This is a genomic window from Thioalkalivibrio denitrificans, assembly GCF_002000365.1.
GTDB lineage: Bacteria > Pseudomonadota > Gammaproteobacteria > Ectothiorhodospirales > Ectothiorhodospiraceae > Thioalkalivibrio_A > Thioalkalivibrio_A denitrificans.
The window spans coordinates 1-13,251 of record NZ_MVBK01000133.1 but is presented as its reverse complement, the minus strand read 5'-3'; the positions used below and the strand labels follow the sequence as shown (position 1 = coordinate 13,251).

The 13,251-nt window shown below is 64.9% G+C and carries 13 protein-coding genes and 1 pseudogene; 1 reads left to right on the top strand and 13 read right to left on the bottom strand.

Features of this window, described 5'->3' with window-relative positions:
* Positions 1–179 precede the first annotated feature (179 nt).
* From B1C78_RS16395 to B1C78_RS16375, 5 genes are all read right to left on the bottom strand, one after another.
* Positions 180–2,348 carry a TonB-dependent receptor domain-containing protein gene (locus B1C78_RS16395; RefSeq protein WP_077280237.1) on the bottom strand — a complete coding sequence of 723 codons (2,169 nt, stop codon included), beginning with the start codon at positions 2,346–2,348 and terminating at the stop codon, positions 180–182.
* Positions 2,349–2,479: 131 nt separating this feature from the next.
* Positions 2,480–2,671: a hemin uptake protein HemP gene (gene hemP / locus B1C78_RS16390; protein WP_077280236.1), complete on the bottom strand. Its 192-nt coding sequence runs from the start codon at positions 2,669–2,671 to the stop codon at positions 2,480–2,482.
* Positions 2,672–2,674: 3 nt separating this feature from the next.
* Positions 2,675–3,091: an ExbD/TolR family protein gene (locus B1C78_RS16385; protein ID WP_077280235.1), complete on the bottom strand. Its 417-nt coding sequence runs from the start codon at positions 3,089–3,091 to the stop codon at positions 2,675–2,677.
* Entirely contained in the window at positions 3,091–3,813 is a 723-nt protein-coding gene (locus tag B1C78_RS16380) for a MotA/TolQ/ExbB proton channel family protein (protein ID WP_077280234.1), read from the bottom strand. Before B1C78_RS16380 ends, B1C78_RS16385 begins: the two co-directional genes overlap by 1 nt.
* Position 3,814: 1 nt before the next feature.
* Positions 3,815–4,624 (bottom strand): energy transducer TonB, encoded by an 810-nt coding sequence (locus tag B1C78_RS16375; RefSeq protein WP_245795473.1) that lies wholly within the window; start codon positions 4,622–4,624, stop codon positions 3,815–3,817.
* 231 nt (positions 4,625–4,855) lie between these two features.
* On the opposite strand from B1C78_RS16375, the gene B1C78_RS17510 reads away from it, so the two are divergent.
* A complete protein-coding gene (locus B1C78_RS17510; protein WP_139349992.1) occupies positions 4,856–5,203 on the top strand; it encodes a hypothetical protein in 348 nt (115 codons plus the stop codon).
* Here the strand turns inward: B1C78_RS17510 and htpG are convergent.
* The 8 genes and pseudogenes from htpG to B1C78_RS16335 all read right to left on the bottom strand — a co-directional run.
* A complete protein-coding gene (gene htpG / locus B1C78_RS16370) occupies positions 5,175–7,061 on the bottom strand; it encodes a molecular chaperone HtpG (protein ID WP_077280232.1) in 1,887 nt (628 codons plus the stop codon). The two genes, B1C78_RS17510 and htpG, sit on opposite strands and share 29 nt — an antisense overlap.
* A 493-nt stretch (positions 7,062–7,554) precedes the next feature.
* Positions 7,555–8,373 carry a 23S rRNA (adenine(2030)-N(6))-methyltransferase RlmJ gene (rlmJ, locus tag B1C78_RS16365; RefSeq protein ID WP_077280231.1) on the bottom strand — a complete coding sequence of 273 codons (819 nt, stop codon included), beginning with the start codon at positions 8,371–8,373 and terminating at the stop codon, positions 7,555–7,557.
* Positions 8,374–8,384: 11 nt separating this feature from the next.
* Positions 8,385–9,104 (bottom strand): sulfur oxidation c-type cytochrome SoxX, encoded by a 720-nt coding sequence (gene soxX / locus B1C78_RS16360; RefSeq protein WP_077280230.1) that lies wholly within the window; start codon positions 9,102–9,104, stop codon positions 8,385–8,387.
* Positions 9,082–9,903, bottom strand: a complete 822-nt coding sequence (gene soxA / locus B1C78_RS16355) for a sulfur oxidation c-type cytochrome SoxA (protein WP_077280229.1) — start codon at positions 9,901–9,903, stop codon at positions 9,082–9,084. Before soxA (B1C78_RS16355) ends, soxX (B1C78_RS16360) begins: the two co-directional genes overlap by 23 nt.
* A 177-nt stretch (positions 9,904–10,080) precedes the next feature.
* Complete coding sequence (gene soxX, locus B1C78_RS16350; RefSeq protein WP_077280228.1) at positions 10,081–10,779, bottom strand: sulfur oxidation c-type cytochrome SoxX; 699 nt, start codon at positions 10,777–10,779, stop codon at positions 10,081–10,083.
* A gap of 31 nt (positions 10,780–10,810) precedes the next feature.
* Entirely contained in the window at positions 10,811–11,656 is an 846-nt protein-coding gene (gene soxA, locus B1C78_RS16345) for a sulfur oxidation c-type cytochrome SoxA (RefSeq protein WP_077280227.1), read from the bottom strand.
* Between the two features lie 663 nt (positions 11,657–12,319).
* Positions 12,320–13,015: a sulfur oxidation c-type cytochrome SoxX gene (soxX, locus tag B1C78_RS16340; protein ID WP_077280226.1), complete on the bottom strand. Its 696-nt coding sequence runs from the start codon at positions 13,013–13,015 to the stop codon at positions 12,320–12,322.
* A 29-nt stretch (positions 13,016–13,044) separates the two neighbouring features.
* A pseudogene (locus B1C78_RS16335) lies at positions 13,045–13,251 on the bottom strand (sulfur oxidation c-type cytochrome SoxA); the annotation flags it as partial.

The following is a 13,251-nucleotide window of genomic DNA, read 5'->3' as shown; positions in this document are numbered from 1 at the left end:
TCATAGAAGGGCGGGCCGTGTCCGCCGCCCCGTACCGGGCATGGTCGCCCCCGCAGGTCGTCCTTTGTTCGGATCTGCTTGGCGTCCTTGGCGCTCTTCGCGAGAGAAATCGGTCTTTCGCCCATGTCCTTCCTGCCCTTCCTGGTTCAAAGGACGACGGGACCGGCTTGCAACGCTTGTCAGAAGTCCACGTTCATGGACAACCAGAGCCGGCGCGGCTCCAGCAGGTTGTTGTACACGTTGCTGTGGGCCGTGACCGACGGGTCGTTGCGCAGCGGGTAGGCGCGGTAGTCGTTGAAGTCCTTGTCCAACAGGTTGTAGATCACGCCGGTCATGGTGACACGCTCGGTGAAGCGATATCTGGCGCCGAGGTTGAAGAGCGTATAGCCCTTGAAGTCCCCCAGGGCCTCGCTCGCACCCTGGGCACTGCCGCCCAGGTGAGGTTCATGGAAGCTGTCCGGGCGATGGCTGCTGCTGCGGTACTCCGCCTCCAGGAAGGTGTTGAGCGCGGGCGTGGCCTGCCAGTCCAGCGTGGCGTTGATCATGTGCTCGGGCACACTGAACAGGGGATCCCCCTTCTCGAAGCCCTGAACGATGGAGCTTGTCACCTCACTGTCCGTATACGTGTAGTTTCCGGACAGGCGCCAGGCGGGTGCGAACCGCCACGCGGCGGCGAACTCCACACCCTGGATGCGCGCCTCGCCGATGTTGGCAAAGGTATCGGTCATCCCGGAGGCTGCCGTCGGCCGCTCGATCTTGTCCTTGAGTTCCGTGTAGAACAGGGTCACGTGACCCGTGAGATCCGGACCCGGGTGGAAATGCGCCGATACCTCGTAGTTGGTGCTGATCTCGGGCTTGAGATCCGGGTCACCGAACAGGGGATCCTGCCCCTGGTTGCCGAAGCCTACGATGCCGTCGTGGAGTTGCTCCAGAAACGGGGCCCGGTAGCCCCGGCCCACACCGCCCTTGAAGGTCCATGTGTCGGTCGCGCTCCATACTCCATAGACCCGGGGCGTCGTCTGCCCGCCAAAGGCATCATGGTTGTCGTAGCGAAGCCCTCCCGTCAGGACGAACCGCTCCGTCATGCTCCACTCGTCCTCCACGAACACGCCCCACTGACTGTTGCTGAAGGTGTCATCGGGGATACCGTCGGTGAGCGACGCATCGATGTACTGGGCACCGACCGATACCAGATGGTCGCCCATACCGGTGATCAGCTTGGTATCCAGCACGGTTGTCTCGCTTTCGAGCTTGCGCGAGGAGCCGAGTCTCGGGTCACCCGGCGGAACGGCCGCCTCCGGAATGGTCCGCCCCGTGGTTTCCGTGACGTTGCGGGTGAGGCTCGATTCCACCGTACCCAGGGGGAGACGGGCCGTGTGGGCCAGATAGATCTGGTCGCGGTTGAAACCGAGTTCGGTGTCGTATCCGTCGCGCAGCCGACCGTCACCGTCTCTGCGAATCCGGCCGAGCTGGCCGCGGTCGTTGTTGTACGCCTGACGGGTCAGATCGAAGCCGACACTGAAATCATGCACGGCATCCGGAGAGAAGGTCAGACGGCTGCCCATGGTGTGCACGTTGGCGCCCACCGGATTCTGCCCCATGGTGCGGTTGTCGGTGAGGCTCTCGTTCTGTCCCTCCCAGGTGACCCGGGATTCGGCGCGCTCGAATACTCGGCCGTAGACCTGCAGGGCCAGGCGGTCGTCCGCCAGCGGACCTGCTCCATAGGCCTCCGCCGTGGTGTTGCCCCCGAACTCCGGGTCGGTCTGGAACGTGCTCGAAATGGCAGCAGACCCGCCCCGTTCGGCACCCGGCCTGCGGGTGATGATGTTCACCACACCCCCCAAGGCATCGGCACCGTACAGTGTCGACATGGGGCCGCGGATCACCTCGATGCGCTCGATGGCGGCGATGGGCGGGAAGAATACCGAGGCCGAGTCGACGAACGCGTTGGGGGCTACGGTGCCCGGCACGTTCTGGCGCCGGCCGTCGATCAGCACCAGCGTGTACTCGCTCGGCAGCCCGCGCAGGCTGATGGTCTGGTTGCCGGTCTTGTTGCTGCGCGCATCCAGCGTGTTGATGTTGACCCCCTCAATGCCGCGCAGGGCCTCCGCCAGGTTGCGCACCTGTTGCTGTTCAAGTTCCTCACGGGTGATCACCGAGATACTGGCCGGCGCTTCAACCAGTTCCTGCTCAAAACCGCCGGCGGTGACCACCACCCGGGACAGTTCGCGAGCCTCCTGAGCGGCTGCCGGGCCGGACGAGAGCGCCACAGCCACAGCGGCGGCCAGCAGCGCGGGACGAGACACCCCGCGAACGGGGACAACGGACGAAAGGATATTGCAGGTCATGACAGGTCTCCCTCGGTTGCTTCAACGTGGTTTTGGCTGGCTGAAGACCCGATGACCTGCCTTCGGCAGACTGGGGGCTTACTGGCTGGCGATCCGGTGCCGATGCCCGGCAAGGGCATCAAACACTTTGGCTACTTTGTGAGAATCAGTTTTCCGTGTCGTGTGATGCGCAGGACGTAGCGTTCGCCCTGGTGTTCGATCAGCACCTGGCGATGCCGGCCCAGCAGGACGTGGCTAGACAGCACCTCCGGCGACCGGGGCGAAACTGCAGCATCGGGGGCTTCCCGAGCCGTCCCCGGGCCGTCGGACGATGGCTTGTTCATTGTTCAGTCTCCTTCCGGCTGCGTGATGAAGCCAATGCGGACCACGCCGGCCGACCGGGCCCGCGTCAGGACCCAGGCCACCCGTTCGTAGGCCGTGGCCTGATCGGCGCGCAGATGCAGCTCCAGATCCGGGTTTTCAGCCACACCCTCGGCCAGGCGCGCCTCGAGCTGCCCGGGGGTGAGCGGGTCGTTGTCCCAGTGCAGGGCGCCCTCCGAGTCGATGGACAGCGTGACCGTTTCGGGGGCGAGGTGGTTCGCCTCGTGGCTTGCCCGGGGCAGATCTACCTTCACCGCGTGGGTGATCACCGGCGCGGTGATGATGAAGATCACGAGCAGCACCAGCATGACGTCCACCAGCGGAATCACGTTGATCTCCGCCATGTCGCCCCCGGTGTCCCGGCTGAAGCCTCCGAATGCCATCAGGCAGGCTCCGCGGCGACCTGGCGGGGTGCCGGGGTGTCCGTAACCCCGCCCTGCTGCGCGACTACCGCGCCGGTGGTCAGGTAGGCATGGACGTCGTGGGCAAAACCGTCCATCTCCTCGGCCAGGCTGCGGTTGAACCGGTTGACCGCGTTGTACGCCAGGACTGCCGGGATCGCAGCGGCCAGACCCGCGGCCGTGGCCACCAGTGCCTCACCCAGGGGGCCCGCGACCACCTCCATGGAGGCGTGGCCTGCCGCGGCGATGTCCATCAGGGCGTGGTAGATCCCCCAGACCGTGCCGAACAGACCCACGAACGGCGCCGTACTGCCCACCGAGGCGAGGATCGTCAGACCCGACTGGCGGGCGGCCTGCTCGCGGGACAGTGCGTTGCGGATGGTGCGCACCAGGAACTCGTCGATGCTGCAGGCATCACCCAGGCGCCGGGGATCGCGGCTTCGATAGTGATTCAGCCCCCGGATGCCCGCGCGGGCAATACCTGCAAGGGGCGAAGCGGACGCTTCCGCCACGGCGAGGGCCTGCCCATCGCCCCGGGCATCCCAGAAACCGCGCTGGAAGGCGGCGTTGTCCCGCCGGATACGCCACGCCGACGCGGACTTGGCGATGATCAGGGCCCAGGTGGCCACGGACATGAGCAGCAGGGTCAGAAAGACCCCGATCAGCACCCAGTCCCCCTCCTGAAATACCAGCGAAATATCCATCTCAACCCTCCAGTCTGAAAACGATGGGTACCACCACCCAGGCCTCCACCGAGCGGGCACCCTGTCTTGCCGGCACGAACCGCCAGCCCTCCACGGCGGCCCTCGCCGCCCGGTCCAGCCGTTCCGATCCGCTGGAACCGTCGATGGCCACGTCCAGGGCCCGCCCGTCGGTCCCGACGCGGACCCGGAGGATCACCTCGCCCTCCTCGCGGAGGCGGCGGGACACCCGCGGATAGGCGGGCGGCGGGTTATCCAGGTAATCCGCCTGAAAGTCCGGGGGCACCACCGCACTCTCGGCCTGGCCCGCCTCTTGCGCCTGAGCCGATGCCTGATCGATCGAAGCGGGGGTCGCCGTGGTCTGTTCCCGCGGTGTGACGGGGTCATCGTCGGGCACCGTATCTGCAACGGTTTGCGAGTCGAGTGCCAGTTCAGGTTCAGGTTCAGGTTCAGGTTCAGGTTCCGGCTCCGGCTCCGGCTCCGGCTCCGGCTCCGGCTCCGGTTCGGGCTCGGGCTCGGGCTCGGGCTCGGGTACGGGTACGGGTACGGGTACGGGTTCGGGTTCGGGTTCGGGTTCCACGGGGCGATCACCTTCCGGCGACAGCACCGCCAGGGGCGATTCCGCGGGCGGCGGCGAACGCAGGGGTGTCGGCTCCCGCAACATCCGGGGTTCCGAGGGAACAGGCGCCGCGGCTTCCACCAGCGCCACCTGCACCACCGGCCGGGCTTCAAGGATCTCCGCCGGTCGCTCCCGCAGCATCCAGGCCATGGCCACCCCATGGAGCACCAGACTCACCGCAACCGCCAAGGTCACGCCGCCCCGCCATTCACAAACCGCTCCCCGCTTCGCCATTGGCCTGCTGATCTACCCAAATACGAACGCGATTGTGAATGAGAATGATTCGTATTGTCAAATATTCGGCGATTCCAGCCTTGAAGAGACAATGCACAGGGGAGAATCGCGCCGTAGGCCAACCGACCGCCGGCGGCTACACCCGCCAAGGGGGCACACCCCCGCGAACCCGGGAGACACAGCCCGGGCCAGATGCAGCCTGATCTGGTGTTGCGCGGGATTGGTGGCCTCGCGCTTATCAACCACGAAGCATACGAAGAACAAAACAAGAAAACAGATTTCTCTCGCAAAGAGCGCCAAGCACGCCAAGAAGCTCCGAACAATGGGCACCCTGCGGGTGCAACCATGCACGGTACAAGGGTGGCGGGCACGGCCCGCTCTATCAATCCGGATATTCAGAATTTCTTGGCGTCCTTGGCGCTCTTTGCGAGCGAACAGTTTCTTTTCTTCGTGCGCTTCGTGTGCTTCGTGTGCTTCGTGGTCGAGACACGCGGCCGCCAGACAATGCCCCCTAAAGCCGCGAAAGGATCAGGCTATTGAGGCGCCGCACGAACCCGGCGGGATCCTCCAGTTGGGCACCTTCCGCCAGCAGAGCCTGGTTGAACAGGATGTCCGCCCACTCGTCCATTTGCTCGTCGTCGGCCTCCCGGAGCCTGCCAATCAGACCGTGAGACGGGTTGATCTCCAGCACCGGCTTCGTGTCGGGGAGCTTCTGACCGGCCTGGCGCAGGAGCTGCTGCATGTAGAGGGCCATGTCGTGCTCGCTCAGCACGATGCAGGCGGGGGAATCGGTCAGGCGGTGGGAGACACGCACATCTTCCACCTTTTCACCGAGCGCCTTCTTCAGGCGTTCGATGACCTCCTTCGACTCGTCCTCGGCGGCCTTCGCGGCCTGCTTTTCCTCCTCGGTCTCCAACTCGCCCAGGTCCAGCGCCCCCTTGGCGACGGACTTGAGCGGCTTGCCGTCGAACTCCGTCAGGTGGGTCACCAGCCACTCGTCCACCCGGTCGGAAAGCAGCAGCACCTCCACGCCGTGCTTGCGGAACACCTCCAGGTGCGGGCTGTGAGCCGCGGCGGCATGGCTGTCGGCCGTGATGTAATAGATGGCCTTCTGGCCGTCCTTCATGCGCGACACATAGTCGGCAAGCGATACGTTCTGGGTGGCCTCCCCCGTGTGAGTGGAGGCGAAGCGCAGCAGGCCGGCGATCTGCTCACGGTTGCCGTAGTCTTCCGCGGGACCTTCCTTCATCACCTGCCCGAACGCAGACCAGAAGGCCTGATAGTCCTCGGGCCGATCCTTTGCCATGTCCTCCAGCAGGCCCAGGACCTTCTTGACGCCGCCGGCACGCATCCCGTCGATGAGCCGGTTGCTCTGCAGAATCTCGCGGGAGATGTTGAGCGGCAGGTCATTGGAATCCACCACACCACGCACGAAGCGCAGGTAGGCGGGCATGAGCTGTTCGGCGTCGTCCATGATGAACACCCGGCGCACGTACAGCTTGATGCCGTGTCGGCGGTCGCGGTCCCAGAGATCGAAGGGCGGGCGCTTCGGGATATAGAGCAGCGTGGTGTATTCCTGTCGGCCTTCCACCCGGTTGTGGGTCCAGGCCAGCGGATCCTCGAAGTCGTGGGCCACGTGCTTGTAAAAGGCCTTGTATTCGTCGTCCGTGATCTCCGAACGGGGCCGCGTCCAGAGCGCGGAGGCGCGGTTGACCGTCTCCCATTCCTCGCCCGGCTCGCCTTTCTCTCCCAGGGCACGCATGCGGATGGGCAGGGGGATGTGGTCGGAGTAGCGGGTGATGATGCTGCGCAGGCGATAGCCGTCCAGGAATTCGTCCTCGCCTTCCTTGAGATGCAGCACGATCTCCGTGCCCCGACGCGCCACCTCCACCGTCTCGATGCTGTACTCGCCCGTGCCCTCGGAGACCCAGCGCACCCCGTGCTCCGGTCCCATCCCGGCACGGCGCGTGGTCAGTTCCACGCGCCGCGCGACGATGAACGCCGAGTAGAACCCCACGCCGAACTGGCCGATCAGGTGCGCATCCTTCGCCTGGTCGCCGGTGAGGCGCGAGAGAAACTCCTTGGTGCCGGACTTGGCGATGGTGCCGATGTGCTCGATGACCTCCTCACGACTCATCCCGATGCCGTTGTCACGCACCGTCACAGTGCGGGCCTTTGGATCGTAGTCCACGTCGATGGCCAGTTCGCCCTCGCCTTCCATGAGCGCGTCATCAGACAGGGATTCGAAGCGCAGCTTGTCACAGGCGTCGGCGCCGTTGGAAATCAGTTCGCGCAGGAAGATCTCCTTGTTGGAGTAGAGCGCGTGGATCATCAGGTGCAACAGCTGGCTGACCTCGGTCTGGAAACTGAGGGTTTCCTTGTGGCCCGCTACGGACATGGCTATCTCCTCCCGAACGACGGAAACGAAAATTTGCTGGCAAGACGGGGACACCCATAGTGATGGGGGTTCAGGCAGGGATTTCAAGGCGGCGCGGCGCCTTCACCCTGGGCCGCATATTTCGCCAAGGATCGCGAATGATTGTGGCCTCCGGGCCTGTCTCGCGCCGTCGTCTTGCAGAAGAAGCATATTTGTAGGTCGCCCTTCAGGGCGACAGACGCGGCTTGATCAGGCACCGCCCGTCGGGCTAAAGCCCGACCTACAGGCAAGCGAGACAGGCTCCTAGCCCGCATATCTCACCGGGATCGCGGGAGCAGGCGAAGGATTCGCGTCAGTAGGCGCCGCTCTGGAGCGAAACCCATAGCCGTAGCTATGGGTTGAGTGAAGAGCAAGCATACGGACGCGAAGACGAGCCTGAACCGCGATAGGACTCCGGCGGGAACAGTCTGTCATGCTGAGGTTGGCGACCATTTCAACGTATTCCACTTATGTTTCAGCCTCTTGCGCGCCAGCCGGTGTCCGACCGGTGAGATATGCGGGCTAGCCGGGATCCGATCTCCGGGATCGCCGCATCCAGGCCGTCGGGCGGATGCACGATAAACAGGCCCGACCCCCGCATGCCGCCCGTGGCAGAGGGCGGAAACCGGAGCTCCGCGTGCAGGCTGCGCCCGGCCAGGGCGCCATTCAGGGTATCAAGCATGGCCTGGTGGGGGCCCTCCGCCAGGGGATACCAGAGGCACAGGCATACGCCCGGGCCACGCCGGGCGGCAGCGCCGATCATGGCTTCACCGGCAAGACGATAATCCGTGTCGCTGTCGTAGGGCGGGTCCACCAGCGCCAGCCCCCGCATGCAGCCGTCCGTTCGCCACGCCTCCAGGGCAGCCCAACCGTCGCCGTCAAGCAAGGTCACCCGGGGGTCATCGTCGAAGCGGTGCCGCAGCGCATCGATGGCATCGGGATGGGTATCGGCCAGCAGCAGGGAGTCATCGGCCCCCATGAGCGTGCGCAACAGCAGGGGAGATCCAGGGTACGTTTCCTCGCCGGCGCTGCGCGCCCACGCGTCCAGCACACGCCGGTAGGGCTCAAGGGCCGGCGACCGATGCCGGTCTTCCCGCAATCGCGAGATCAGATGCCGCCGCCCGGCTTCCAGCCGGTACAGTCCGTCACCGGCATGGGTATCCAGGATGCACAACGGGCCACCGGCACTCCCCAGCCTGTTCATGATCCAGGCGAGTACCGCGTGCTTGTGCACATCAGCCGCATTACCCGCGTGCCGGCTGTGCCGGTAACCGGAGTGCTCCGCGCCCCTCATCCCGCCGACCCTCAGGGCTGGGCGGGCCGCAACGGCGCAGGCGCCTCCTGGCGCGGCGACTCCGGACGGTTCACCGGCGACCCGGGGCTCAGCAGGTAGGCCGCCACATCCAGGATCTGCTGCACGGTCAGAAAACCGTGATAACCGAAACGGGGCATCTCGGTGCAGGGCTGAAACGCATGCGGGTTGTACACCCTCTCGTAGACGTAACGCACTGCTTCAGGACCTGTGCCGTGGGTCAGCCCGAATCGCGCCAGCGGCGGACCGAGTGTGCCGCCCATGTCGTCCCGTGGTTCCAGGATGTGGCAGGCCCGGCAGCTGCCCCCGTTGGGGCGACCCGGATCATCCGGTCGCAGGCGCCCGACGCGGCCGCCGTAACTGTCCTTGGCGATGCGCTCCCCCTCCACAGGGTCGCCCAGCACCAGTCCGCCTTCAGGGTACTGGATGCGTTCACGTTCCCGTGCCTGGATGCGCGCGCGCAGCACCTCGCCGGGCTCATTGCGCACGCGGCTGCATTCCAGCTGGGTGTCGTCCTGGGCCAGACGGCGGGCCTCCGATGGCGGGGCATCGCCCCAGCTGTCGCGCACCACCGCCTCCACCTGACGCTCCAGGGCGCTGAGGCCCTGCGCAGCGACCGGAGTTCCAAGCAACGGCCCGGCCAGCACGGCCAGGGCCAGCAGCCGGAAAGGCCGACATCCCGCACTTCGCTCAGCGACGGATGCCCGGAACATCCACCAGCCCTCCCCGGGCCCGTTCATTGAGGTAGAGGATCAGCGCAACAGTGGCGTCCGAGCCATACTCCACGTCCGGCAGACGCATTTCCCAGTGGCAATCCCACATGCGGTGCTGAAGGGTGCGCACCGTCCCCTGAGAAACACGGTAGGTCGGCCAACTGCCCATGACATCGCGCACCTGCAGGGGGTTGTTGACGTTCATCAGCCCCTGAAGGCGGATGCGCCGCTGCTCGTGGGTGTGGCACACGGCACAGGACATGTCCATGGGCCCGCTGCGCCGGTGAAACAGGGCCTCGCCGATGCGAAACATCTCCAGCTCCCTGGGGTGGGAGAGTTCCACGGACAGGGGGTAGCCATTGGAGCGTGAGGCCACGTACACGGCCAGCGCCTCCATGTCCGATTCGCGCCCGCCCGACGAGAAGGCCTCGTCCAGCAGTTGCTCGCGGTCAAAGCCCTGGAGGGTGACCATGCAGTGCACCAGCCGCGATTCCAGATCCTGCACCCGCCCCGCGTCCTCGAAGTACCGGGGCAGGGCCGCAAAGGCGCCATCCAGCACACCCGGCCCGAGCCCCAGGTCGCATTCGTCCAGTGACACTTCGTTGGGACCGCGCGGCAGATGGAACAACGCCTCGCCCCTGGCCACCCAAAGCTCGCCGGGATTGCCTTCGCGCAACATCCTGCGGTACTCGGCGATACTGTCCGCCCTGTCGTCAACGACGGGGGTTTCAGCCGATACGCCCGGGAACGGAATACACAGCAACAGGAAGGCAAGGCTCTTGGACAGGAAGCGCGTCATCAGATCAAGTTTAGACCAGTGTCGTATTCCGTCTCTATCCGAATGACGGCATCACGCCACCGCGTTCGCGACAAGTCCGGGACGGCAAGTGCCAGGACAAGTAAAAAGGCCACCGGCATCACTGCCGGTGGCCTCAGGGTTGATACATGACAGGCCCTTCAGCCTCTCATCGTGACCTCACTGGTTCACCGGAGAATCCGGATGCAGCACGTAGGCCATGATGTCCATCATCGCCTCGTGGCTCAGGAGGCCCTTGGCGCCCATGCGCGGCATGTTGGAGCACGGGAAGTAGGCGTGCGGGTTGTACATCATCTCCCAGACGAAGCGGCGGGTGGCCTCGTTGTTGCCGCGCTGCTTGCCATAGGCGGTCAGGCTGGGGCCCAGGGTGCCCCCGACCCGGTCCGGTGACATGGCGTGGCAGTTGTAGCAGTTGCCGCTCGGATCGCGCCGGCTGTGATCATCGGGGTTGTGGGCAATGCGGAAACCGAAGCCTCCCCACGACAGATCCTGACCACGCCGCCAGTCGCCCAGCTGGATGCCGCCTTCCGGGTACGTGATGGAGGCCCGGGCATCGGCGATGATCTGGCCGGCCTGTTCAGGTGACGGCTGGTTGCGCGCCTCGGAACACACCTTCTGCAACTCGTCCTGGGTCATGCGCTCGCGGGCCGTACCGCCTTCCTGAACCTCCTGCTTCAGGTCCCAGCTGCCGCTTTGCATGACCAGGTACTCGCCCAGTTCCTCGGCGCTCATCTTCGTGTAGTCCACCTTGCCGTCGGTTTCGGCGCTCTCGGGAGCGGCGCAGCCGCCCACAATGAGCACGGCCGCGGCCAGTGCGGCAAACCCGGCCGCACGACGGGAATGGTTCATCGCAATCATCTCGGTATCTCCTAACACTGTTGCGGCGCCATCAGCGCTTCATGTCGGGCAGAATGGCCGGCTGGCCGCGCGCAAGATCGGTCCAGTAGGAGATCAGCGCGATGGTGCCGTCGGAGCCAGGAATGGGGCCGGCCTGGCGCATCTGCCAGTAGCAGCCGCGGATGCGGTGCTGGCTGCTGCGCACATGGTCGTGACCCACACGGAAGGCTGGCCAGGAAATCGCCTTGGTCCACTCTTCCTGGAAAGACGAGTTGGGCAGCACCGAGGCGCGAATGCGCTGGCCGGTGGCGCTGTGGCAGGTCTGACAGCTCATATCCAGGGAACCGGCCCGACGGAAGAAGATGTACTCACCGGCGTCGCGCATGGCCTTCTCCAGCGGATGATCCATGGGCGGATCCCAAGGCACGCCGTTCGAATAGGAGGCAATGTAGCTCTGCAGCTTCATGTGGTCCGATTCGTTTCCGTGGCGCTGCCGCACGGCCGGGTCATCGGCAGGGAAACCCTGGATCGTCATCATGCAGTGCACAAGTCGGGCCTCCAGGTCCATCACCCGCCCCGTGTCCTCGAAGTAGCGGGGCATCTTGGCGTACGCGGCCTCGAGTACGCCGGGGCCCTGGCCGAAATCGCAGGACTCAAGCGAGACATTGTTCGGGCCGCGGGGCTGGTAAAACAGCTCCTTGCCGTCCTCGACAATCCACAGGGCCGGATTGTCCTCCATCATCATGATGTTCTGTTCACTCTGGGTCAGATAAGGCGAATCGACCTTCTGAATCAGGCCCAGGAGTATGTTGACCGGGTTTTCTTGCATGTGGTCCGCGTGGGCGGTCACCCCGAATGCGAGCGCCACGGGCAATGCCAGCAAGGCTTTTCTGATCATGGGAACCTCCATCCTGCAGAGAAGGATTATTAATGTCGGTGGGCAGAGCCGATGCATCCAACGTGCCAGCGCACCGGCATCAGCCGGGTACGTCCCGGCAGGCACTGCCGGAGACTTCTGGACACGCATGGAGAAAACGGCCAAACGGGGGCCGGGCCAGCGGATGGAGTGTCTGCCGCCGCAGACACGGCCCTCACCTTCATACCTACCTCACAGTCCTGCATGTCACGAACACGGCACCCGTTGCAGGGCCGATTCGGAACACGTTGCATAGGCTGATAAAGACTATGGCGCTGACCTTGTCAAGGAATATAACCAATGGATGAATTGCTGATATGCCGGCATCGGGCCGATCCCTGGGACTGACATACTTGGAAAATCAGATGCTTGGCTTCCCATGCAGTACCAGGTCCCCTGTCCCGCCGGTGTAAAGGCTGCGTGATGCCGGTGCCGCATCGCACCCACATGCATGGACATGCTGCAACGCAGCGCACGGACTGTGCACTGATGCCCGCATCGGCCCGCGGTGTCTCGCTTACGTCAACGCGACCTCGCCACTTCGAGGGCTTACCCCGCAATGCGACCATGAAAAAAGGCCACCGGCGTCGCCGCCGGTGGCCTTGAGCGGGGTGCCGACAGGTCGGCCCCCGAACTGCTTTGTTATTACTGGTTGACCGGAGAATCCGGGTGGAGGACGTACGCCATGATGTCCGCGATCGCCTCCTTACTGATAATGCCGTTGGCACCCATGCGAGGCATATTGGTGCACGGGAAGTAGGCGTGCGGGTTGTAGATCATCTCGTAGACGAAGCGGCGGGTGGCCTCGTTGTTGCCCCGCTGCTTGCCGTAGCCGGTCAGGCTCGGGCCCAGGTTGCCGCCGGGGCGATCCGGGCTCATGGTATGGCAGTTGTAGCAGTTGCCACCCACCTCACGCTGGCTGTGGTCGTCAACGTTGTGAGCCACGCGGAAGCCGAAACCGGACCAGGACAGCTCGCCGCCCTTGCGCCAGTCACCCAGACGAATGCCGCCGTCCGGATAACTGATGCTGGCACGGGCATCGGCGATGATCTTGCCGGCCTGTTCAGGCGAGGGCTGATTCCGGGTCTGGGAGCACACCTTCTCCATGTCGTCCTGGACCATGCGCTGCCGGACGGTGCCACCTTCCTGGGCCTCCATGTCGTGGCGGAAGCTGTTGGTCTCGAAGACGAGATACTCAGCCAGTTCCTCCGGGCTCATCTTGGTCATGTCGGCTTCGGCACGGTCGCTGGCCTCGGGGGCGGCACACCCACCCACGAGCAGGACGATGGCTGCGAGCGCGGCACACCCGGCCGCAAAACGGGTCTTTTTCATCAACTTCATTATCAATCTCCTTAGCTGTGCGTCCGGGATCAGCGCTTCATATCAGGCAGAATGGCCGGCTGGCCGCGCGCAATGTCGGTCCAGTAGGAGATCAGCGCAATGGAGGCGGGACCCCCGGCGACGATCGGACCCTGACGCATCTGCCAGTAGCAGCCGCGCACGCGGTGCTGGCTGGAACGCGAGTTCTGGTGGCCTACACGGAAGGCCGGCCAGGAGATCGCCTTGGTCCACTCTTC

Coding starts and splice junctions, on each gene's coding strand:
- soxA (WP_077280229.1), bottom strand. CDS start 9,903: ATGACGCGCTTCCTGTCCAAGAGCCTTGCCTTCCTGTTGCTGTGTATT.
- soxX (WP_077280228.1), bottom strand. CDS start 10,779: ATGATTGCGATGAACCATTCCCGTCGTGCGGCCGGGTTTGCCGCACTG.
- htpG (WP_077280232.1), bottom strand. CDS start 7,061: ATGTCCGTAGCGGGCCACAAGGAAACCCTCAGTTTCCAGACCGAGGTC.
- rlmJ (WP_077280231.1), bottom strand. CDS start 8,373: ATGAGGGGCGCGGAGCACTCCGGTTACCGGCACAGCCGGCACGCGGGT.
- B1C78_RS16395 (WP_077280237.1), bottom strand. CDS start 2,348: ATGACCTGCAATATCCTTTCGTCCGTTGTCCCCGTTCGCGGGGTGTCT.
- soxX (WP_077280230.1), bottom strand. CDS start 9,104: ATGTTCCGGGCATCCGTCGCTGAGCGAAGTGCGGGATGTCGGCCTTTC.
- hemP (WP_077280236.1), bottom strand. CDS start 2,671: ATGAACAAGCCATCGTCCGACGGCCCGGGGACGGCTCGGGAAGCCCCC.
- soxX (WP_077280226.1), bottom strand. CDS start 13,015: ATGAAGTTGATGAAAAAGACCCGTTTTGCGGCCGGGTGTGCCGCGCTC.
- B1C78_RS16380 (WP_077280234.1), bottom strand. CDS start 3,813: ATGGATATTTCGCTGGTATTTCAGGAGGGGGACTGGGTGCTGATCGGG.
- B1C78_RS17510 (WP_139349992.1), top strand. CDS start 4,856: ATGCAGCCTGATCTGGTGTTGCGCGGGATTGGTGGCCTCGCGCTTATC.
- soxA (WP_077280227.1), bottom strand. CDS start 11,656: ATGATCAGAAAAGCCTTGCTGGCATTGCCCGTGGCGCTCGCATTCGGG.
- B1C78_RS16385 (WP_077280235.1), bottom strand. CDS start 3,091: ATGGCATTCGGAGGCTTCAGCCGGGACACCGGGGGCGACATGGCGGAG.